The sequence below is a fragment of the Methylocapsa sp. S129 genome (assembly GCF_009765995.1).
Classification (GTDB): Bacteria; Pseudomonadota; Alphaproteobacteria; order Rhizobiales; family Beijerinckiaceae; genus Roseiarcus.
Map to the genome: position 1 here is coordinate 66,986 of NZ_LMUI01000029.1, position 21,587 is coordinate 88,572.

A 21,587-nucleotide genomic window follows, 5' to 3' on the forward strand; every position below is an offset into this window, starting at 1 on the left:
AAGTCGGGAGCGGCACTGTCTTTGGCCAGGGCTTCCAGAGCCTAAACTAAGCCCTTTTGACCCGATGCATTAGTGCAATCCCGGCAATCATTGCCGCGGTTCCTGACAATCCTTGAGGCCAAGCATCGCACCAAGCAGGATCTTGATAGATCTGTGATCCTGTCCGATCAATCTTACGGACCGCAGAGTTCGACACGAGATTTCGGAGGAGGAATGCCTTGGTATGTCGGCGCGAGGATATCCTTCGGCCAGCGCGCACAGGCAGCGCTGATTAAGCTTTGACGGCGCATGTCGAAGATCCGCAGAACACCGGCGTCTAACGAGATCACTCGGTGGGTTCCATCGTTGATGAAGCCGAGCTCTGAGACCCGGCTTGGCGTGGGGATCAGGCTGCGAGTCTCCGATGTGCTGGGATCAAGGAGCCGAATGCCGCTATCCCCGTCGGGCACCGCCACGAGGGTCTCATCTTCTGAGAAAGCCACCGGCGGCTCTAAGGGCCTCAATTGCGCTGGGGCGATCGGAACAAACTTCCAACCACTCGCGGCGGCTCCCAGAGACACTTCGCCGTTGCCAAAAACAGCTGCGGCAAATGCGGCGGTCGTTGAAAAGGCGATTCGGACTGGATTGCGATTGGCGCCGAGGTCCAGCTTTTTGCAAGTGTGCGTGATGCTAGTTGCGTTGCATTCCGATTTTGCCTGCCCGGTATTGCTACGTGAGCACAGACAGGTCCGTCCTTCCTTTAGGATTACCGCGACTGCCTCACCCGCTGGCCCAACCGACAAACCTGCAACTTCCGTCTCGAAATTGATCGATTGCTGGTGATCGCTAAGCGGCGGAGCCCAGATCGTAACGGAGTTGCCCTCGACGGCTGCAACCGCGCCTGACGCCACAGCGGCCCGTCTGCTCGGGCCCTGGTAGGGGAATTCCGCCTGAATGTGGCAGTCCGGTATTCGCCAAAGCCTTATTTTTCCCGGGCCATCCTGCGCTGTTGCCTCAAGCGTGGCGATTTCATTCGCAACTGTTCCCTGCATGATCTGCCAAACCATTTCAATGCCGTCGGTCCCGGCGCGACGTTGAAGCCCGTCGGCGCAGGATGTCGGAGTGTCGGGGTGAACGGCGAAGGTGCGAACTTGCGAAGATGCCGAAGGTCGCAGGAATAGAGTTCCATCCGCTACCACAATGCCCTGCCAACCATCCGGCTTGATCGAGCCGACCGACTCGGGGTCCCCGTTTCGATCGGCATCAATTCGCCAGACAAAAGTCGAGCCTTTGGCGGGGCTTGCCCAAGCCGCCACTTCGCTCCGTCCGGGTCTGCCAGAGAAACCCGCGACACCAGCGACACGAGGTCCAGTAGCGGTATCAAAGGGCCGAGACACGCGGACCTGCCCATCGTCACCGAATGTATAGACCGCGGCGCCCGTGGCCGAAAAGATCACACCTCGGGCCGCCGCTTTGTGAATCACCACTGCGATTGGGGCAAGGGATGCAGTCAGCAGAAACTTGACTGTACGATCGTGGCCCGTCACTGCGACCACTTGGCCGCTGGGATCGAAAGCGACCCCAACTGCAGGCGGATCCTCGACTTTAGACACAATCCACGCTCCATCCGTGTTGCGCCCTACGCTCTGCGGATCGGGCTGCCGGATCTCTGCTACACGTCGTGTCCAGGTCCCGGAGTCATAGATTGACAAGGCCCCTTTCTCATCGACTATGGCGACCTGACCGCCATTCGAGGAGGCATCCATTGCAAATATGGAGGTGGGATGCACAAATTGCCGCTCGAGCGCCATTGCATCAGCATTAAGATGGACGACCGTAAAGACTCCATCGATGCCAGCGATGAATAGGCGCTGGCCGCGCAGGGCAAGTCCGAAGACCCCGCTTGGGACGTCTCCTTCGGCGTAGCGCGGGTCGACGACATGAAACGCGAGCGTGGCCGACCAGTCTCGTAGGGGGCGGCTCGGGAGAGTGAATATGTCTCCGTCGAAGGTCCCCGCGATTATCCTTGAACCTAACGCGTCGAGTGCGAGGCCGCCAATGCGCATTGTTTCCAACGCCTTCGCCTCAACATTCAGCTGAATCGAATTGCCTTCACCAATCTTCAGAGTCACTAACCGTAGCCCGTGGTCTGTGCCGACGACGATTTCGGAGCCAAGGTCTGTAATCGGCACTATCGAACGAATGCGCGCGGCGTTCAAAGGCAACGCCGCCACTTCATGGCCGGTAGTCGTTTCGATCAAATGAAGGATGCTTTCGCGCCCACCAATCGCCAGCATCGCACCGCCGCGAAAGAGTGCCGCCGTCTGCGCTTGTTCAGTGGCGCGGGGGCCCGACAACTCCAGAGTACGATCCACCGGCGCCAGCCGATTGAGAATCTTGAGCAAGGACCGACCGGAGGCGTCGTCGCCCCCCTCTGATACCGCGCTAGCCCCGTAAGCAAGCGCATCGACTAATGCAGGAGAAAAGGAGTCACCCAAATCCTCGGTTACGCGCGTCCAAGCTTCGACTTTCTCACGCCAGACGTGCTGATAGTTTAGATAGATCGCTCCTAGCAACGCGCCAGCTAGCAAGAGTGCCCCGGCAATCGTCAGCATCCGTTCGCGCCGACGCTTGGCGCGCTCTTGCCGCTCAGCTTCGGCGTAGGCTTCTTCCAGATCCGACACCGCGACGGCTGCGCCGAGCTTGTCCGATACGAGCTGCGCGGCGAGCTTCGCGGTTTCTTCCCCGAACCGCCGGATTTTCTTCCAACTCAGGGCGGCCAGGCGCAAGCTTTCTGGTCGCCCTGTTCGACCGCGGAGCATCGCAACCAAAGTCCGCCACGACCATCGCGAACTCGTGTAATACCCGCGCAAATCGAAAAATAGCGGCAGATCCTGACCGCCGCGCGCGCTCAGCGCCTTGGGAGTGAAGAGTTCCACGTCGTAGGGACTGTGCGCATGGGTGACGGCGAGATAGACGGGACCATCCGGGCGCACCTCCTCCCACCACTCGATTTCGCGGTTGATCCATGGATGGTCGCGACTGCTTGAGCCCACGAAAATGATGAGGCAGCGTGAGCGGGCTTGATATTCACGGATCACCTTCCTGATGAGGTCCTCAGTGTCCGGCTCGCCCCGTCTCTTCCTGGGAAAGATGAAGTCCCGGCCGTCGACGCAGAGCTCAAGTTCCTGCGCATATTCTTTGGGTAGCCCCGGGCGTCGATGGAATCCTTCAAGGATAGCCTCGACCTCCCGAACCAGGTCTCCATCCGGGTCGGTCGCATGGGTCGCGAAGGCGTCGAAAGCGAAATCTTTCCCTCTTCCCGATGACCCACGCGGGACCGCAGTACCCGTTACAATGGGTTCGGCCGTAGCGGCTGCCGGGCGTTGCCGGACAGTTTCGGCGTTCATTACACTCCACCACCCGTTGCGATTTCCATCCCGCTCATCTCGGGGCGTCCTTCGCAATGACAATGCGCTCGCGGCGCGAATGCAGCAACCGCTTTCGTCGTGGAATAGAGCCACCATGCTTGATAGCAAACGCCGCCTTTGGCTCCGAGAACTTCGTGGCGGTCATTGTCTATCCTACATTGGCGAAACTTCTCGAATAGCTCTTGTCCTGGCCTCCGATTACGCGGACACTCAGCCATTGGGGGTCGGGTCGAGGCGCTCGCAGATAGGTTATGTCGGCGGACCTCTGGACCGGCGGCGCGGCCCCTAGGGCTCGACAGGCGGTGTCGAAAATCGCCTCAATGGATAACTAAGATTCAGTTGAAAGTATAACCGGATAGACTCTGGAGGACGAGTTGACCAGACGAACCTTCTTTTCGTTTCACTACGCCGCTGACATTTGGCGAGCTATGAATGTTCGCAATTCTTGGATTGTCAAAAAAGATGAGCAAATCGATCGCGGTTTTTTTGACGCCAGCGTTTTCGAGGCCACCAAGAAGAAAGGTGACGACTTGATCAAGGCCTTTCTCCGGGACGGCCTAGACAATAGCTCTGTGACGTGTGTCCTGACCGGTACGGAGACTTGGAAGAGGCGTTGGGTGAGGTATGAGATTGTTCGAAGCGTAGTCAGACGAAACGGACTTCTGACCGTGTTGGTCCATGGGCTAAAAGATAAGGACGGACAAATCGCTGCGAAAGGATACGATCCTCTATGGCAGGTCGGCGTTTACAAGACGGCGGCTGGCATTTTCTTTGCCGAATGGAAGGACGGCAAATGGGCTAAATACGACGACTACGCTCAGTCGATATCTGCGAACGAGCTGTGGTTTGCGGCGCCCAAAGACGACAGCGTCGTTGCACTGGGAAGTCATTGCATGAGTTATGACTTTACCCCGCAAGACGGCCGCAAAGATATCGGCGGCTGGATCGAGACGGCCGCAGGCCTCGCCGGCCGATAGTCGATCCCCATGCATCGTTGGTGCATGGCGTGAAAACGATAATCGAAGGAGCCATCCCAAATGTCCGCGCCAATCTCCGAGCCTAAGCCCGACAAGCTCGCCGCGCATGACTTGCTCTCGGAACTCCGGACCCGGATAGCGACCCAACCGTTGGGCTATCAGCACGGCGACGAAGCCAGGGCCTTGGAGAGCTTAGTGGAGGTGTTCGCTTTGGCGCGAAAGGCGATGAAGGATCACCCCGGCTGTGAGAATTTCGCGCGGATGACCACGCAGATACTGAATGTCGACCTGAGACCTGTGACGGCCAAATGGCATCGGGCGGCGAGGGCCGGGCTTCTGAATTCAAAAGACGGCGCGAACGAGTTTCGCGCAGACTTGGCGAGAGTGCGTCAAAAGTTGGTAGCTTTTTCGGAAGAGCTACAGAAGATGGCCTATGGCAACTGCGAGCCCGACGCGGTTACCCCCCCGGTAATGCCGCCCGATGAAATCGACCATTGTTTGGGATCCGTCGCTTTCGGAATCGTCGCTAATTCCTCGGAGAAAATTCCGAACGTTGCCGAGATTAACGGTGCCGAAGGGGCGGCGGTGGATGCAAGGCGCGTGCGCCACAAAATCAAGACAGCGAAAGGCGCCGATGCGGTCGGCCTCGCGCTATCGGGCGGAGGCATCAGATCTGCAACATTCTGCCTGGGCGTCGTCCAGGTCCTCGCGGAACGTGGACTCATGAAGGACGTGGACTTCCTTTCCACCGTTTCGGGCGGGGGATACACAGGCAGCTTCATTACTGCGCGCATCGGTCAGGGACAGGACTTTGCCGCGATAGGCAGTCCTCACGGGCCAGACACCCCGTCAGTGAGGTACCTTCGGCAGAACGCCAAGTATTTGAATGCGGTCGATCTCAAGCACCGATGGTTTATGGCGACAGGCACGCTTGCCGGATTGCTCCTCAACTGGACGGCTCCGCTATGCGTGATTGCCCTTCTAGCGCTTGGGGGAGACTTAATCGCGTCTGCCGTTTCAGCCGAAATGTTGGGCTACACAGTGCCGACGCTCGCTATCGCTACTCTGGTGTTGACGCTGATCTACGGTGCTGCCTTGCGCGCCGGAGGTACCACGACCTACATTGGAAGCTGGCTTCTCGCCGGGAGCGCGGGATTGACGGTTGCGGCGCTCGCCATATTTGGAGTGGAGCGCGGGTACTTGCTATTCCATGATGCGCTTAGGGCTCACTGGTCCATCTCGAGTCTTGCTGCCGCGGCGCTCATCGCGACGCCGGCGCTCCTGCGCTATTTGCCCATATTTCGGAGCCCGGCGATTGAAAGAACCGTAATCAAGGTCGTATTAGCCGCTGCCGCCATCGTTGTGCCGGTGCTCGGGTTGATTTGCTTTTATCTTTTGCTCGATATGAACTCGCTTTCTCCAGATCCATCGGCGTCGGTCTGGAGTCCGATGCGCTATGCCGGGGGCGTTTGGATCACCATTGCCGTTGCTGTTATCGCCGGGTTGTTCTCGCGTTTCCTTCTGAACATCAACCTAACCGGGCCGCACAAACTCTACCGCGATCAGCTGGCGCGGACATTCGTACAGGCTTCCACCGAGGACGGGGATATCCCTCTCAGCGCGGCAAACGGCTTTAATGGGGCACCTTACCACCTCATCAACGCGACCATAAACTTGCCTTCGAGTACGAGCGCTGTCTTAAGAGATCGGAGGGGTGATTTCTTTCTCTTCTCCAAGTTTTGGACCGGTGCTCGCTCGGTCGGCTATCGTCCCACCGGCGAATGGAGGTCGAATGGAGCCGAGATCGATCTTGCGACCGCCATGGCGATCTCTGGCGCAGCCGCGTCACCCCACATGGGCCTCGAATCGAAGCCAACGCTTGCCGCCCTCCTGACATTCCTGAATATCCGCCTCGGTTTCTGGATTGCCAAGCCGCAGTCGAATAAGGGCGTGCCTGCCTTTGGATGCCTGCTAAGGGAAATGACGGGGGTCCAGATGTCCGAGCACAACGATTGGTTGAACCTTTCCGACGGCGGGCACATCGAAAACATGGGCATCTACGAGCTGCTTCGCCGGCGCTGCAAATTCATAATCTGCGTGGACGGTGAAGCCGACCCACAATCGACCTTTCACGGACAAATGACCCTCGTGAGACACGCGCAGATCGACTTCGGCATAAGAATCGAACCCAGGTTCGACGACCTCAGGCCGGACTCGAAGTCAACTTTCAGCCGCTCTCATTCTCAGCTCTTTCGAATCCGGTATCCAGCAGACGGCGACCGCCCCAACGAGATCGGTCTGATGCTCTCTCTGAAGCTGTCTTTAACCGGAGACGAAGCCGAATTGGTAAAGCGCTACCGGGCCATTCATCCCGATTTTCCGCATCAGTCAACGCTCGACCAGTTTTACGACGAGGAGCAGTTCGAAGCCTATCGACAGCTTGGGGTGCACGTTGCAGAAGGAACCTTCTCCCCCGCGCTGATGACCGTGAATTCGTCTCCACCGAGCATCGCGAATTGGTTCAGACAGCTTGCGAGCAACATGTTGGAGCCGAGCGGAGAGATATCACAATAGCCAAACAGACTTCGTCCTTCGGAGGCAAGTCATGAGGCTTGATGTATGGTGATCGACCGCGGCGACGAGGCGGTTATGATGGCGCCATGCGGCTTCTTGGAACGGCTCACGGAATGTCACAGGACGCGCTTCGGATCACCGCGAAGAAGGACGAGGCGGACGCGACCGGCGATATCGTCTTTCTCTGTCACAACAGTAAGGACAAGGAGTTCATCCGAAAGATTGCTGATGCGCTCGAGCTTGAATTCGGCACCCGCTTCTTCTTGGACGTTTTCACGATTCCAACTGGCGAGGAATTCATACCATGGATCGAGAAAGCGCTGGAAGAGTGCGCGACCTGCGCCATTTTTCTTGGCGCAAACGGCTGGGGCCCGACGCACCTCTGGGAAGCCGAGTTAGCTCTGGCTCGCTATCGGCGAGACCCGAGGATCGGAGTCATTCCCGTCGCACTTCCAGGCATTTCGCGCGAGGAGGCAGCGAAACTCGGCTCGGGCAAGCTCTTTCAAGATGTTAACTGGGCGGATTTCACGAAGGGTCCGAACGATAAGGAAAGCCTGGAGAAGCTTGAGGCTGCGCTCACGGGGCGGAAAACTTTGGGCTACCGTGGCCCAGCACGTTTGACGCCTTATCAAGTGAGGAGGGACGCCGATCGTTGGGAACGGTCTGGAAGAAAAGATCGAAGCATTCTCTACACCGGCAAGCAGCTAGTCGAAGCGGCCACGATGGAGCGGGACAATCCGGACGCCGTTATGGTCGCCGCCGTGACTTCCTTCCTTGCCGTTTCGCGAGAGCGAGAGCGTAACTTCTGGCGGCGGACAGCCATTGGGGCGACTGCGGTGGCAGCGGCTTTGTTGATATCTTCCGCTATTGCCGTCGCCAGTTATCTGCTAGCCGAGCAGCGTCGGCTCGCCTCCGTGTCGCGCCAACTTGCAATAGCGTCGAGCCAGGCGGCAGGCGCTGACCGGGCCTTGCTGATCGCGGCCAGAGCAGTGCTCGTAGACGATGTGCCGGAAGCGCGAGGCGCGCTGCTAGAGCAATTGCAGAATATGCGCTTCTTGAGGCGCATAGTCGGTGTCGGAAGTTATGTTGAGGCTGTCGGTCTCGGACCCGACGGTCGCTTCCTTTTTGGCACGGCCAACGGATTGCGAACCCTTGCTCGCTACAGTGCCGCACCGGCACTTTTCGACCAAACCCTTGCCTCGTCGAACGAGACGGTCACCGCGGTAGTCGCTGCCGAGGGTAGCGTCTGGCTGGGGCATGAAAGCGGTAGCGTCAGCGTAGTCACCGGAAGCACAGAACGGACGCTCCTTGACACTTCGCGTGGCGTTCCCCCAGAGCGAGAAACGCGGATTCATGCGCTGGCCTACGACAAGTCGAAGCGACTGATCGCGGTCGGAACGGGAGCCGGACGGATCGCGATCGTTCGACTGTCCAAAAGCGAAGCCGCAAAGGTCATCGACGAGGGAGTCGAACAGCGCATCAATTCGCTCTCGTTTGATCCTACCCGTCCGAAACTTGCGGTTGGGACCAGCGCTGGGACTATTCTCATCATCGACACCAACTCTTTCAAGGTGACGCAGGAGTACCCCCGGATAGATGGCGGCGTGCTGGCACTTGGCTACGTAAATGATGGATCACTCGCGGTCGTCGGCGGCGAGGGAAAACTGCTATTCTTCGACGGGAGAAACCCTAAGCTGGAGCGTCCAACCACCGGCGATGGTGTACCGCTTGCGACCGCGGCGGCAATCGATCCCGTTTCGTCCCGGGTTGCAGTCGGAGACTCTGCAGGCACGATCAGACTTTACGACGCCGCCACCGGTAAGAGTACAGGAATGGAACCGTTGCTCGGCCACTCAGATTCTGTCACAGCGTTGAGCTTCGGTGCCGAAAGGGATGACTTGGCTTCCGCATCCTCGAACGGCACAGTGGCGTTGTGGGACCTCGCGGGCCAGCAAGGACCGGCCGACGAATTGCCACAATTGAACCCTTCGCCCTTGGCCATCCGGTCCGATCGAACGGGACGAATTGTTGCAGTGTCAGCGGAACAAAGCGGCGCGGAGGTTCGCCGACTCGAGGGAACTGACTGGAAGCTTGTGGCCGACCTTGTGGCCGTGACGAAGCAGGCCGACAACGCGGGCACACTCTTCAGGGAACCCCACGCTGATGCTGAAGGATTTGTCGAAGTCGTTACGCCGATTCCGGTGATCGCAGTCGCAGACGACGGCCGGCGTGTCGCCTGGTCGACGTCCGGCGGCGCGATCTTAGCTCTATCGACCGATGATCCGTCGCCACCGCCGGGCGTCATACGGGGGCCGGGCCGCGCAGCTGTAGAAGAGCTTGCGATTAGCGGCGATGGCGGAACCATTGCTGCGATTGAGGCGGGCGGAGCGAGAATCTCGCTTTACGAAATAGGCACACCGAGTGGGGCGCCGTTTTCAATCACTCCGCCGGCGCCAGCAAGGTCCGCGGCTTTGGATCATGACGGAAAGCGTCTCGCAGTTGGTATGAAGGACGGCAAGATCGTGCAATATTCCGCCGTAGGCTCGCACGCATCCATCGGAGAATCGTGGTCCGCACACGCCTCCGAAGTCGCGGGCTTGATGTATTCTCGCGACGGGAACGTGATCGTAACATACGGATCCGGTGGGGGTGGTGCAGACAGGACCGTGGCGATATCGAACACTTCCGGGGCGCCGGATCCGCGGAGCCTGCCGTCTCGCCAGGCGGCCGGAAGTGTCTCCGCATTGTCGCTGGGGTTGGAGGCCGGATTACTGGCGGTTGGCGATCACGATGGTCAGGTGCTAACGTGGTCCGCAGCGGATGGGCGCTACTTTGGTCGCCTTGCCGCAGGCACAAGCGAAATCTCGGCGCTGCTGGTCGATGATGAACACGCCCGGTTGCTCACCGCGAGCGGCGACGGTTCCATTCTGTCGTGGAGCTTAGATCCGATGCGTTGGGTGGCGCTCGCTTGCGCAAAAGCGAATCGGCCTCTAACGCGTCAGGAGTGGCGTGAGCTTCTGCCGGATGACGACTATGTCTCATCCTGCACAGAGAAGAAGCCACTGCGTTGATCAAGTAAAGTCATTAGAGGGCGACGGGATCTTTCGACGAGCACGAGGAATGACCGGGATTCCGGGAAACTCTATCCGGAACGGTCGGTCCTGCGTCGCTTCGTGGGTCCGGGTTTCATCCTCATGAGGCCCCGTAAGATGAGCGCTGTAGCCTCATCGATATGGACGGTCTCGGCGAGCTTCCGGTTCTCGACTGCTGTCAAACCGTTGTGAAGGTTGTTGGGGCTAAATTGTCGAACGGTCTCTATGCCAGTCCAACTTCTCGTTGAACCTGCTCCGAGATCGTCGCGTTGGTCTATGCCCATTGCGCGCGCGATATCGGAGCTACAACCACCGAAACCGCCGAGGACAAAGAGCGGTGCGCCTCTTTCAATTTGTATCAAAGCCTCTTCGGCTATTCCCGGAAGACGGCCCTTGTATTTCGCAGTTTGGCCGCCAAGAACGATCCTCGCATCGATGTCGCATGCCATCGCGTTGCGCATCGCCGTTAGTCCATCCTCCCAGTCGCCTTGACCGAGTGGCGCAGCATCAGCCGGCCGATTGGAAAGCTTCATTTTTTTTCCGTCGGGGCTGAGAAGGACCAATTCGGCCAATCCTTCGAGCGCCATTTGCCATTTTTCTATCTGATCGGCGAGAAGCGACGTATGCACCGGCCACGCCAGATAGTTTTTAACAAGTATTCGGTTGCTGTCTTTGTTGCGCCTATAGCGGGTGACGATCTCGAACAGAAGTTCGGTAAAGCCGCCTTCCCTGAGGTCTCCGCCATAGGCCAGGGTCGCGCCGCACGCGATGAGATGTCGCGCGATCTCGGTCATCGCATCATCCAAATGCTCTTTGCCGAGTCCTAGCGCAGCCATATCGGGGCTTTCGGAAATGGAGATCCCGATGCGTCTGCCTCGAAGAAACATTGCTCTCATGTGCCGGCTCCAGCAATCCATTCGTTCGCGCTCAAGAGTTTCACGCCTGGCGCCGCCGAGGCGAACAGATTCAGTTCTTCCGCGCCGATAGGTGGATCTGGGTATACAAGCGTATCGTTGGGAGGGGTTTTACCCCTAAGAGAGGTGAGCACAATCAGCTCCGGGGGTCGGGGTATGAATGCCACGTTCGTTCCCGCTGCATTTCCAAACGTCCTGACGCGACAGCGCCAAAGGAAATCCTTCAGTACCTCATCCATGAGGCGAGCGACGACGACGTCAATGCGGTCCCTCTTCAGTGGGTCCATCCTGACTATCGGAACATTGGCCATGTATGGAAAGCCACGTTCGTCGGTGTCGTTGATGCAATTGGCGACGACAAGGGGGACATTGAAGAGCTTTGCTTCGATCATTTCGCGTCGACACCACTCCCGCGACGAGTAACTATCGGTGTGGATGGCGACAATTGCGCTCGCTCGCACCTTTTCGAGAAGTACGCGATCGAAGCGTTGTCCGATCGGGATGTCGAACACGTCGAAGAAAGTATCGTATCCACCGTCTTGCATGAACCGCCGTATCTGCAAGGCGATCTCTGAGCCGTCCTTGTCATGCTTCGAATGGCTTAGGAACACGTCGACGCGCCTGAGAAACGCCAGCAGGTCGACCTTGGATGTTGTCGGCCGATTGAGCTGCTCGAGGTAGTGTCTGAGCATGCGGCAAAACTCGTAGGACAAGGCGGTGAAAAGCCTGCGCCGCTTAATCTCGTCGTCCTCAGCGCCCCACCTGTCCCACCGTACCGCCTGTTCTGGAACGACTCCCTTTTCGATGCCGCTCGCGTCGATGGCGACCGGAAAGACTAAAGCGCGAAGTCCCTCTCGATCGACCTGATCGGAGATTCTCCTCGCCCAAGCAACCCACTCGATGTCTCCCGACCAGCAACTGTCGACCAAGAGAATGACAGCACAAATCTCGGCCGAATTGAGGTCGATGTCGATTGGAACCGCGGAGCCCTTTGGCGGCTCAAACCTGTACATAACAGGCACTCCGGAACCTCCAGCGACATTCTGATAGAGATCTCGACGGTAGTGCTTAAATAGGGAGAGGCCAAGATCGGCGCCTTCTCGAAAGCGTGGGTGCCAGGCAACATAAATTGCGAGGAATGGTCGAGTCGGGATGGTCGGCGCCGCGTTTATCATACCACCTCGATTGCGCTTCCGAGCATCACGCCGCGGAACGGTGAAGCGGCAAGTTTGCGGTCTGCCGTTGAGGAGTTGATCTCGGCGTCTCCCATTACAGCTAGGGCCTCGCTCGTTCCTGCAGCGAACGCTGTTCCCTTCCTCTGAAATTCTCTCGTTTGGTCTAGACCCGCGGATCCGATCGGGCCGCTGGTGGAGAGCGTCAGCTGCACCTTATCCATTGGCAGAGGCTACCGGCACGCGGCTGGTTTGTCCATGACACCTGTGGGCGACTTGCGGTCTACGGAGAGGCTCGCGCGTCGCATCGCCTATCGCCCTAGGGCCCATCATGCGCTACCCTTGGAACGGGACCGCAAATCCGGGGGGACCAAATGACGTCAGAACAACCGCGTTATAGGGCGTTCCTCTCATATAGCAGTAAGGATCAACCCACTGCCGAACGGTTGCACAAAGAACTCGAATCGTATCGGGTTCCTAAGCAATTAGTTGGTCGCCCAACTCCTCATGGTCCCATTCCACCTGGGCTGTTTCCCATTTTCCGGGACCGCGACGAGTTGCCCTCATCACCCGATTTGAATGCCGGGATAAGGGATGCATTGGAGCGGTCAGACTACCTGGTCGTCATCTGCTCTCCGCACGCAGTTATCAGTACCTGGGTCAACAACGAAATAGTGGCGTTCAAGAGAATGGGTCGCGAGAGTCAAATTCTCGCCTACGTGGTGGACGGTGAGCCGAACGCGGCAGGCAGAGCCGGCGTCGATCGGGAGTTGGAATGCTTCCCGACTGCTCTCAAATTCAAGATTGGCGCTAATGGAGAACTCACCAACGAGATAGTCATCCCGCTTGCAGCGGATCCGCGCGCCACTGGGGACGGGAAGGAGAACGCCAAGCTCAAGATAATAGCCGGTCTACTTGGGGTGGGGTTCGACGACTTGAAGCAACGGGAGCGCGAGGCCGTTCGCCGCCGTGCTACAGTTCGCTTCGCCGTCAGTGCTGCCGTGGCATTGCTGGCGATCGCCGCAGTAGTTGGCGCCGGAACCGCATGGCGTGGCGCAATGGCGACCCAAAGGGAGCAATCGGAGAGTATCCTAGCGGGGACCGCTGAATATGTGCCTGAGCGTGCTGTTCCAAAACTTCTAGAGGCGTTGCCGCGTTCAGTGCGCAACCCGGAACGACCCTATTTGCCCGAGGTGGCATCGCAACTCGCATTATCATTAGATCGCAGTCGCGATTTTCTCTGGTTACAGCCCAGCTCCGGTCCAGTGACAAATCTGCAATTTGCATCAAATTCGCCAGCCCTATTGTCGTCGAGCGCGAGCGGAGAGGCATCAATTGTGGATGTGTGGAGCTTACCACGCGGCGCCAAAATTCTCGAACGTTCATTTGCGTCGTTGTTCGATTCAAGTATCTCATCCGACGGGCACCAAATCGCCGTCGCGGAAAGGGTGTCTCCGTCGCCGCTTCATTTGATCCGGGTTTCGGACGCGCAATCTCCGCCATCGGACGATAGGTCGCTTTGGCTGCCCGGAAGCAAGGAGCAGCGATCTACGACGAACGCGATCGCCGTGGCACCGGACGGCTCGGTTGTTCTCGCATTCGGCTTCACGTTCGGATCGAACGCCAGTGGCTTTGCACGGTTAGATAGGACCTCAGGAGGCGTTCTTGAGATACAATTATCTTCATGCGGTAACCCACAGATCCACGTGTCTCCAGAGGGTAGCGCAGCGATGGTCTGGTGTGGAGATCGTGTCGAGATATGGCAATTCGAAGGCCACTTACGATCGAGCGTACTTGCCGGGACTGTCGGCGAGGTGCACGTGGGCAATCGCGCTTCTTTCACTCGAGACGGACAGTATCTCGCAATTGACCCAAACCGCGATGGGAACATTGTAATCTGTCGAACGAGCGACGGGTTCGTGGTCGGTCGCCACAAGCTCGCTGACAACGTGGCGCTACTCTTTGAATTCGTTGGCGACAGTCACACCTTTTTAGCCATCACAGACGATGGATACGCGACATCAATTGACGAAGACGGAACGGTGACGTCGACCCGCATCACTCGCGCGCCGAACGAATCGGGCAATGAATACGTCGGTATCTCCCTTTACGGCGCACACATGGAACTTGCTCGGGACGGCGAGACAATTCTGATTGCGCATCACAACCCGGAGGTCGTGGATATTCGCAAATGGCCGTCGAGACAATTAATATCCCAAACACCAAGCGATCCAAAATCGGTCGTGACAACCATAGTACCAGGTCGATCGACGAGCGAATTTTTGGTTGGACGGGGGGATGGCTCCTTAGAAGTGTGGAGCGGAGAGAGCGCAAAAATCGTACGAACCATGAAATTCGACTCAGGGCCGGGACAAGTCATCCTTGCGCGAAATGGCGCTCGTGTGCTTGGCCAAGTTGGAAGCTCAGAACTTTGTGCGGTTGATCTAGCAAACGACCATGCTCCGACCTGCGCAACCTTCCAGGGGCAGCTGCAAGCCGTCACGTTTGGGTCGGACCCGAGTGCATTTTTGACACTCATCGACGGAAAGGTCGAAGTGCGTTCGTTCGAGACGACGGCTGCGATTGGGACCATGCAGCCTCCCGATACCGACATGACCTTCACGACGGCGTCGTTCGATCCGACTGGACGTTTCCTAGCCGCTCAAGTCTATTCGCGCGGTGACGAGTATTCAGTGGTCGTGATTGATCTGACGGATGGCTCAGTCAAACACCGCTGGTCGAAACTGAACGCTTCAAGGGCCAAGCTGATGTTCGACCCGACCGGTCGCTACCTCATCGCTCTCTATTGGGACGGCGGTGATGAGGTCAGTGTCTTCGATCTCACCGAAGACCGACTGTTGTGGCATGAGGGCGTCAAGGCGCTTTCTATGGCCGTCGATGATCGCACTTTGCTTGTCGGGGAATTTGTCGCAGGTACACTTGGGTTCGATTTGCTGACGGGGGCCCGGATCCCCGAGAGGGACACAAAGGGTCAATCTATCGTGGCGATGAGCCAGGATGGGCGGGTGATTGCGACACGTGATAATTTTTCGGTCGCTGTCAGATCGTCCGATTACGTCAGGTCCCTCAGCAGGCAGTCGCTCGGGCCTCTCGGTGCTTTCGGACCTATGTCAATGTCATCCGATGGAACGTTGATCGCTCTAAGCGCCAACGGCACCATTCAATTGCGACGATCATCGGATGACCGCGCGCCAGATCTTTCATATGCATTAGGTGGGAAGCGGGTTGTCACGGCGGCGTTGTCCGATGATGGAGGGTCTTTGATAACGGGCGACGACGACGGCGAGATTTCCCTCCTAGATGTGGCGCACCAGAACCTGATCGTCCAGATGTCGTGCGATTGTGGGCGACCAGTCGTTGTTTCCGTAGATTCCAAGGGCACGCACGCGCTCGTGGTTGGCAGCGACGCGGCAGTGGCGCTGGAACTACCTAAGCTTGAGATAAAAAAACGCACTCCCTTTGCCGGATTTTCCGTAACCTCGGCAAATGTGAGCACCGATCTTAATGTTGCCGCGCTTGAAGGAGCACGCGGTGGATTGCGTTTGTTGTATCCGGGTGAAGGAAGAATTGATGCAATTCGGCCGGGCGGAGCGGATCTATTTGAGACCACTGCGGCGTGGCTTTCTAAGGACGGCCGTACCCTCGCCTATACGAATCAAGAATCGATTCACGTCGTGCATTTGCCAAGTAAGGAAGTGCTATTCGAAAAGAAGTTTACGAACTTCGTGATTGTCGCCGCAGCCTTTGACGCCCAGGGAGACTCGCTGGCAGTGCTCCAGAGCGACGGCAGAGTGTGCCTGATCGACGTCGGAAATCGCACGGAAGAATTTACAAGCCAAGCCACGTTCACTGATTTCTTGCCGAACTCGATAGGATTTGTCGGCACTCATCAAACTCAGCTGTTGCTCGGATCGCAAGGAGGGCCTGTTTGGTTGGCGAGTGCAAAACAACCCCTTGCACCCGTAAAACAGCTCGCATATCCAGTTGGCGGCCTCGCTTTTCAATCCGACCTTGTTGCGTCTGTCGGCCTTACTGGCATCCTCACGAGTGTCTCCAGCTACAACATAAATCCAAATTACTTGGACGAACCAGGCCCGATAATACTGTGGGATATGGAGGCAATGACGCCTTTGCCTGTGCGACTATTCAATGTGTTTCGTCCGGGGGCGGGCTCCAAGTTGAGGGTCGCCGTTAGTCGCAATGGCCAACGCGCATTCGTTTTCGGCACTGGCCCGGTTGCGGCATTGATTTCCCTTGAAGTCCTTCAGCCGCAAGCTCTGATCAACGAGGCGTGCCGGCGAGTTGTAATGCCGATAGATCGCGCAGACATCCCGCCGAAACTGTGGATTGATAAATTTAGCGACCTTACCCATCTGGCGTTGTCTTCTGAGTCGGGCGATGACCTTCGTCCGGCTACTTGTCCACCGGGCAGCAATCACTGAGTTGAGCGGTACTCCGCATCAATTTTGATCCAGCGCAGAGAGCGGGAGCGATTCCGAAGATCTGCCGTTGCGAAGGATGATTGGCGGGTTCGAACACAATTACCAATTTCTTACCAATTTCTCAGATCGCCACGCAAAAGGAGCCCACGTTCGCCATATTTCAGGCCTCGCTCCACGATTCGCACGAGATTGTGAACGGAACGCCGTGCCCTTTTTTCGAGTGATGCCGAGCAAGGACAGGCCGCTGGCTGGTGACGTTTTGCTGGCGGGGGTCCATCTCAGCTCCCGAGTCGCCGATGAGTGGCCCATAGGCCCGCATTACGATCGATCCGCCCACCCCTCGAAACCCATCCGATACTTTCGCCGGCATCGCATGCCTCTGGCGTCTCCCTCAGCGAATTCTGGGCGTGGGTGCGCTAGCTCCACGCCATCGCCGATGGCCGTATTACGGTTGACCCCGGCATTTTCGGAACTCGATGCCCATCAGAAGACGATCCTCTGCGAAGATTTCGGTATGGGGGCACCAGTCTATTGGCTGCCTGGCCGCTTGCAGATCGGCGCGATCGTGGACGGCCGCTACGACCGCGTTGCGGCGTCCATTGGCGCGACAGCGGTCAAGCCGCCAAACGAGGACCGGGAAAATCGCCCGACTTCGTCGTTCCCGATATCCATCGCGTCTGGCGCGTTCTCGGATGCAAGGGCACCCAGACCAGCCGCGCGACCCGTGCACGGCAAATGGAGGATGCTGGCCCGGCGGCGTCCGGAGCCGTGGCTCAGAAACGTGCTATCATTTTTCGTCGGTCATATCGGACAGCGCCTCGCCAGCGGATTGATGATCGGCCTGGCGGGCGGCCGGCAGGCCAGCGGCCTCAGGATCATCGATCCGCCGGGAGCGGACAAGGTCATGATCCCGCCGACTCAACTTAGCTTAGGCGATGACCCGGCAGGCGGCCGTGCAGGCCAAAGCCACGCGGGCAAGGGAGGAACTTCGTGATCGCGGCGGCCGCGCTCTGTTCACCATGGCTGAGGAGCAATATCGCGGAAGGGAGGTCATCAACGATCTTCCTGTAGTCGTGAACGTCAAGGATCAGGAAATCCGTTCGGTGCATGTGAGGTACGGTGTCCGCGAAGCGCTCCGCGGCGATTTGGCCGAGCGGCCTTCCTTCGACGAGCCCTTCCAAACGAAAGCGGACAGTCCGGCGCTTCCGGAGCGGATGCAGATCGCGGCCGAGGGCTTAAGCGCAAGGCTGACCATCGGAGCGACATTCGTCGCAGAGATCGACCTGAAGCAATGAGCCTCTAGCCAAAGTTATCAATGGCTTCGCCCCGATGGGCATCGAGATCCGACGCGTTCGTACCTCAGCCGGTGCGTCGCGGGGTCCCTGGCGGGATCAATCATTCTCGAAAGCCGCTTTTCCCATTGTGGATTTGCGTGGCAAATGCAGTGGCCTTCGAACATGGAATAACTAGGAATTATGATCGAACCACGAACTCGCAAATGGGACGGCCCGGGACCGTTAAATTAACTGGGGTGTTGCGCCGTCATGAGCAACGGCGGCGTCCGTTCGAGCATCCACGCAAACCTTGATCGATGGGCTTGTCTTGGCGACTTGTACGCAGAGCGTACCCGAAGATCGCCGTTGAGAACGGTGGCCCGAATCTGAAGCAGAAGATGGGCGCCCCGCTTTGACCATTGCATTTGCTGCTTCTTAACCATCCGGCGGGCGACCAGCGAATTCACCGCGGACTCGGCCAACGCCGTCGCAGTGCGTCGACTTGATCGATACGGGCGCCGTAGTTGATGATCGCGCCTTTGTTTAAGCGGATATAGGTGAGCAAAGGGTGCGCCAGATGCAGCAGGCGCGTCGCCGGGAGATTGCCTCCCTCTCGCAGCTTCGCGAATTCGTTCGTCATCGTCTCGAGCTGTTCCAGCGCCCGATCGGTCTGTCCGTGCCAGAGTTTCCACTTCAACGATCGGACGTCGGCGCCGACCTTGGCCATTTCGCTGCTTCCACCGCCACGCCAACGCGCGACGTGATCGGCGATCTGCTGCAGGGACTGGATCTTCATGGCGATGTGAAACCAGTCGATGATATGCGCCGTCGGCTGCGGCAGCACCTTGGGCAGCCTTTTCATGATCTCGGCGCCATCGGAAAGAACCGTCACCTCACCTCACCGCGGCCCGCGTAGCCCTCGCACTGCAGGGCCTGCAGCGTGCGCGATTGAAGCTCGCGCTCGATGTGTCAGCGGTCGTGAAATAGCGGCCTGGGCACGAGCCGCGCCCGCTGCGGCCGCATCGCGCGACGGCGATCTCGAAGTTCAAGCCAGCTTCCGCCCGGCTAGCGCGAACATGCGCAGTATCGGTGCTTATGACGAATTCACGTTCTGGATCATTCGGCAGAGTCAACTCCATCTGGCGGCACTCCGCTGTTGAAGGCGGCTCGAACTAGGCCCGTTCGCAAGCCTTCTCGTGCAGGCGCTCTCCCAACTTCAGTGTGCGGTGGCGTAGGGTCACAAAGGACTCGGTCGGCTTGATAGGCAGGAATTCGGCCATCACCTCCGCCGCTTTGCGATACGGCAGAAGGCTGCCCAGACGCGCGGAGCGCTCCATCAATTCCGGCGTCGCCTGATCCGGGCAGACATCGCGCAGGACGGTCCATGCGCCACAAAAATGAGCAGGCAGCGCTGACGGTTCATGATCCGCAGATTTCTGACCTGAACGCAACCGAACACCGTCCGGATCTTGCGCTTGCCGTAATCCTTAATCCGTCGGAAATTCTCGCAATCCATGCAGAAACGGCTCGTCAGGACGTAAGCCTCGCATTGCTGTTCGACGACAGCCTGCTGGAGATGAGCCATAATCGCCTTGCCGTCCTCGACCGAGAAGCCGATCTCACCGGCCGAAAGGCACGCCAAATCCTTGTCGATCGTCAATTCCGAACGGTGGGCTGAACCGAACTCGTCCGTGCCCTCCAAAACTATTTTCCACTGCATCGACTCTCTCCACGAAGAGAGCGTCTCATCCCGCGAAACCTCTTAACAAGCCGCTGCCACCCCAGTTAATTTAACGGTCTCAAACCGCACCAGTCTCACCATTTCGTGCAATGTGACAGCAAGGTGGCTCCCGACGCCCAAGGCGAATCGCAAGCGGAACATTCCTTGCGATTTCGCCATGTGTGGCTGGCGCGAACTCGTCGAGAACTTGTTCTGCACCATCAAGAACTACCGCAGGATCCTCACAAGCTACGATAAGACCGATCAAAGCTTCGCTGCCATGATCAATCGCGTCGCCATCCGCCTCGCACTCAAATGTTTGCCAAAAGGCCTTAGGAAACCTTCATCGCAGCAAACAGACGCCGCTCATTACGTCAAGTATCCCCGCCACGCAATTGAGAAGCGACGAGAATCGAGACAATCGAGAGGGCAGACCTGCCGCTGTTACCCAAATCAGCCCTGAACTGATCGTAAGGCATGCGCTCGCGAAATTCTGCCCAGATTCCGAGTAGCCGCGCGTAAGGATATAGGTAACGGCGATAGCAACCGTGCCCGCCGCAATGGCGACCCGCCGATAGGTTGATCGGGTCCGGTCGGGCTTTCTACGTCCATCACTGGAACGAGCCGCCCGAACATGGGATGAACGAGTAGGGTGGAAAAACGAATTGGCCATAGCGCACCGTTCGGCTGGTCGGACGAGAAATTTCGTCACGGTGCCCCTCCCGGAACTTCCCGAAATCTGAACCAATAGGTGGCCTAAATGCGCTGACGCGGACCTTGCAAAGGTGCGTCAAATTGGTTCAACTGGCTCATGGGGGTCGTTCATGGGCGGTATTCTTTTCAGCGAAGCATTGCCAGAGGCGCGGCCCCAGACAGCCGCGTCGCAATACATTGGCGGCGTGGCCGCCACAATCCGAACGAGCATCACGCCAATCGAGGTGAAGAACGACCGTCTGATCTATGGCGCCGAAGTGCCGTGCCTAATTTGGGACCGCGACCATGAGGTCGCCCGTAAGCAGGGCGGCATGCTTCGTTTTCGCCGAAAGGAATTTCGCGTTGACGAAGAAATGCGTGGACCGATCGGCCACAACTGGACCTTCGTGTCGGCTTGGTTGCCGCCCAGTCTGCGACGTGTCGCATCCGCGCGGTTCCAGGCGCGAATCGCGAACCGGGCTGGCGCCATTTCGATTGAGGACGCGCCACCACTGCTGAAAATAGCAAATGCGGAAAACCTGTCCGACGCAGCGCTGCTCGATCTTCTCAGTTCGCTCCAGGAGAATGTATTTGAGACCGGTCGACACTGGGTCGCGAGCTTGCCTTACGGCCTATCGCAAGAAGGGACATTCACGCCCTACGGAATCGGCACGGTTGACGCTGTCTTCCGTCAGCGCTGGGCTTCCGGCGCAATTCGGTCGGGAACGGCGGAATATGCTTTCGGCGCTTATCCGGTAGGCGACGAGTTCATTTGGGAGCAACTATGGAAGGACTCGGAGTTCGAGGGGCTTCTCAAAATCCACACGCTTCGATCTTGGCGAATGGAGGGCGCCGCTCGCTGCGAGGTCGAGATTGAGCTGTCCGACAATGTAAGGGCCCAAATCCCCTACGAGTTGCACCTTGCGGTACGCCAGGCGCTCGGAGGCTGGGGTCGCGAGGCGGATGAGCAGACCGGGAAACCCGTGATCTTTAGAGTGCGTCGCCTATTGGAGCGCGCTCTCGAGGCATTGCACAAACGGGACCGGATAGCTGCCGACACAAGACTTTTGGGAACCGACACTTGGGACGCTTGGCGCGGACAGGACGATGACCTCGAGAGCCGTATCCTTGATGGGATTGTTGAAGCGCGGCGGAAAAGTGAGTCCGGACTGATTGATGATCGCCAAAACCCAAACGCTAGCCGTAATTCTCGGCTACGTCGATGATGGCTCAGGACTGGATGACAAATTGGCGCGATGGCGGACCTGCCTTCACTGTGGGAATCACAACCGATCACA

At 58.2% G+C, this 21,587-nt stretch carries 10 protein-coding genes and 1 pseudogene; 7 read left to right on the forward strand and 4 right to left on the reverse strand.

The features are described 5' to 3' along the window. Positions 1–173 precede the first annotated feature (173 nt). Complete coding sequence (locus GSQ90_RS17095; protein ID WP_158816066.1) at positions 174–3,389, reverse strand: TIR domain-containing protein; 3,216 nt, start codon at positions 3,387–3,389, stop codon at positions 174–176. Between the two features lie 395 nt (positions 3,390–3,784). Here GSQ90_RS17095 and GSQ90_RS17100 point away from each other — a divergent pair, with 395 nt between their 5' ends. From GSQ90_RS17100 to GSQ90_RS17110, 3 genes are all read left to right on the forward strand, one after another. Further along, positions 3,785–4,387, forward strand: a complete 603-nt coding sequence (locus GSQ90_RS17100) for a TIR domain-containing protein (protein WP_158816067.1) — start codon at positions 3,785–3,787, stop codon at positions 4,385–4,387. 60 nt (positions 4,388–4,447) lie between these two features. Next, the gene (locus GSQ90_RS17105; protein WP_158816068.1) at positions 4,448–6,961 is read left to right on the forward strand and encodes a hypothetical protein; all 2,514 of its coding nucleotides are present in this window, start codon (positions 4,448–4,450) and stop codon (positions 6,959–6,961) included. Between the two features lie 113 nt (positions 6,962–7,074). Beyond that, positions 7,075–10,032 carry a toll/interleukin-1 receptor domain-containing protein gene (locus tag GSQ90_RS17110; RefSeq protein WP_158816069.1) on the forward strand — a complete coding sequence of 986 codons (2,958 nt, stop codon included), beginning with the start codon at positions 7,075–7,077 and terminating at the stop codon, positions 10,030–10,032. A 71-nt stretch (positions 10,033–10,103) separates the two neighbouring features. Here GSQ90_RS17110 and GSQ90_RS17115 read toward each other — a convergent pair whose 3' ends face one another. Together GSQ90_RS17115 and GSQ90_RS17120 are read right to left on the reverse strand one after the other, a co-directional pair. Further along, positions 10,104–10,949: a hypothetical protein gene (locus tag GSQ90_RS17115; RefSeq protein ID WP_158816070.1), complete on the reverse strand. Its 846-nt coding sequence runs from the start codon at positions 10,947–10,949 to the stop codon at positions 10,104–10,106. Then, on the reverse strand, positions 10,946–11,980 hold the full coding sequence (locus GSQ90_RS17120) for a toll/interleukin-1 receptor domain-containing protein (protein WP_210254917.1): 1,035 nt from the start codon (positions 11,978–11,980) through the stop codon (positions 10,946–10,948). Before GSQ90_RS17120 ends, GSQ90_RS17115 begins: the two co-directional genes overlap by 4 nt. A gap of 533 nt (positions 11,981–12,513) precedes the next feature. Between GSQ90_RS17120 and GSQ90_RS17125 the strand changes: the two genes are divergently transcribed. The 3 genes from GSQ90_RS17125 (at position 12,514) to GSQ90_RS17135 (ending at position 17,897) form a co-directional block, all read left to right on the forward strand. Beyond that, positions 12,514–16,602: a toll/interleukin-1 receptor domain-containing protein gene (locus GSQ90_RS17125; RefSeq protein ID WP_158816072.1), complete on the forward strand. Its 4,089-nt coding sequence runs from the start codon at positions 12,514–12,516 to the stop codon at positions 16,600–16,602. A 436-nt stretch (positions 16,603–17,038) separates the two neighbouring features. After that, positions 17,039–17,596 carry a hypothetical protein gene (locus GSQ90_RS17130; protein WP_158816073.1) on the forward strand — a complete coding sequence of 186 codons (558 nt, stop codon included), beginning with the start codon at positions 17,039–17,041 and terminating at the stop codon, positions 17,594–17,596. Between the two features lie 25 nt (positions 17,597–17,621). Then, on the forward strand, positions 17,622–17,897 hold the full coding sequence (locus GSQ90_RS17135; protein ID WP_158816074.1) for a hypothetical protein: 276 nt from the start codon (positions 17,622–17,624) through the stop codon (positions 17,895–17,897). A gap of 308 nt (positions 17,898–18,205) precedes the next feature. Here GSQ90_RS17135 and GSQ90_RS17140 read toward each other — a convergent pair. Then, positions 18,206–19,596, reverse strand: a pseudogene (locus GSQ90_RS17140) (ISKra4 family transposase); the annotation flags it as partial. An 824-nt stretch (positions 19,597–20,420) separates the two neighbouring features. Between GSQ90_RS17140 and GSQ90_RS17150 the strand changes: the two are divergent. Continuing rightward, positions 20,421–21,515: a hypothetical protein gene (locus tag GSQ90_RS17150; RefSeq protein ID WP_158816076.1), complete on the forward strand. Its 1,095-nt coding sequence runs from the start codon at positions 20,421–20,423 to the stop codon at positions 21,513–21,515. The last annotated feature ends 72 nt before the right edge of the window (positions 21,516–21,587 follow it).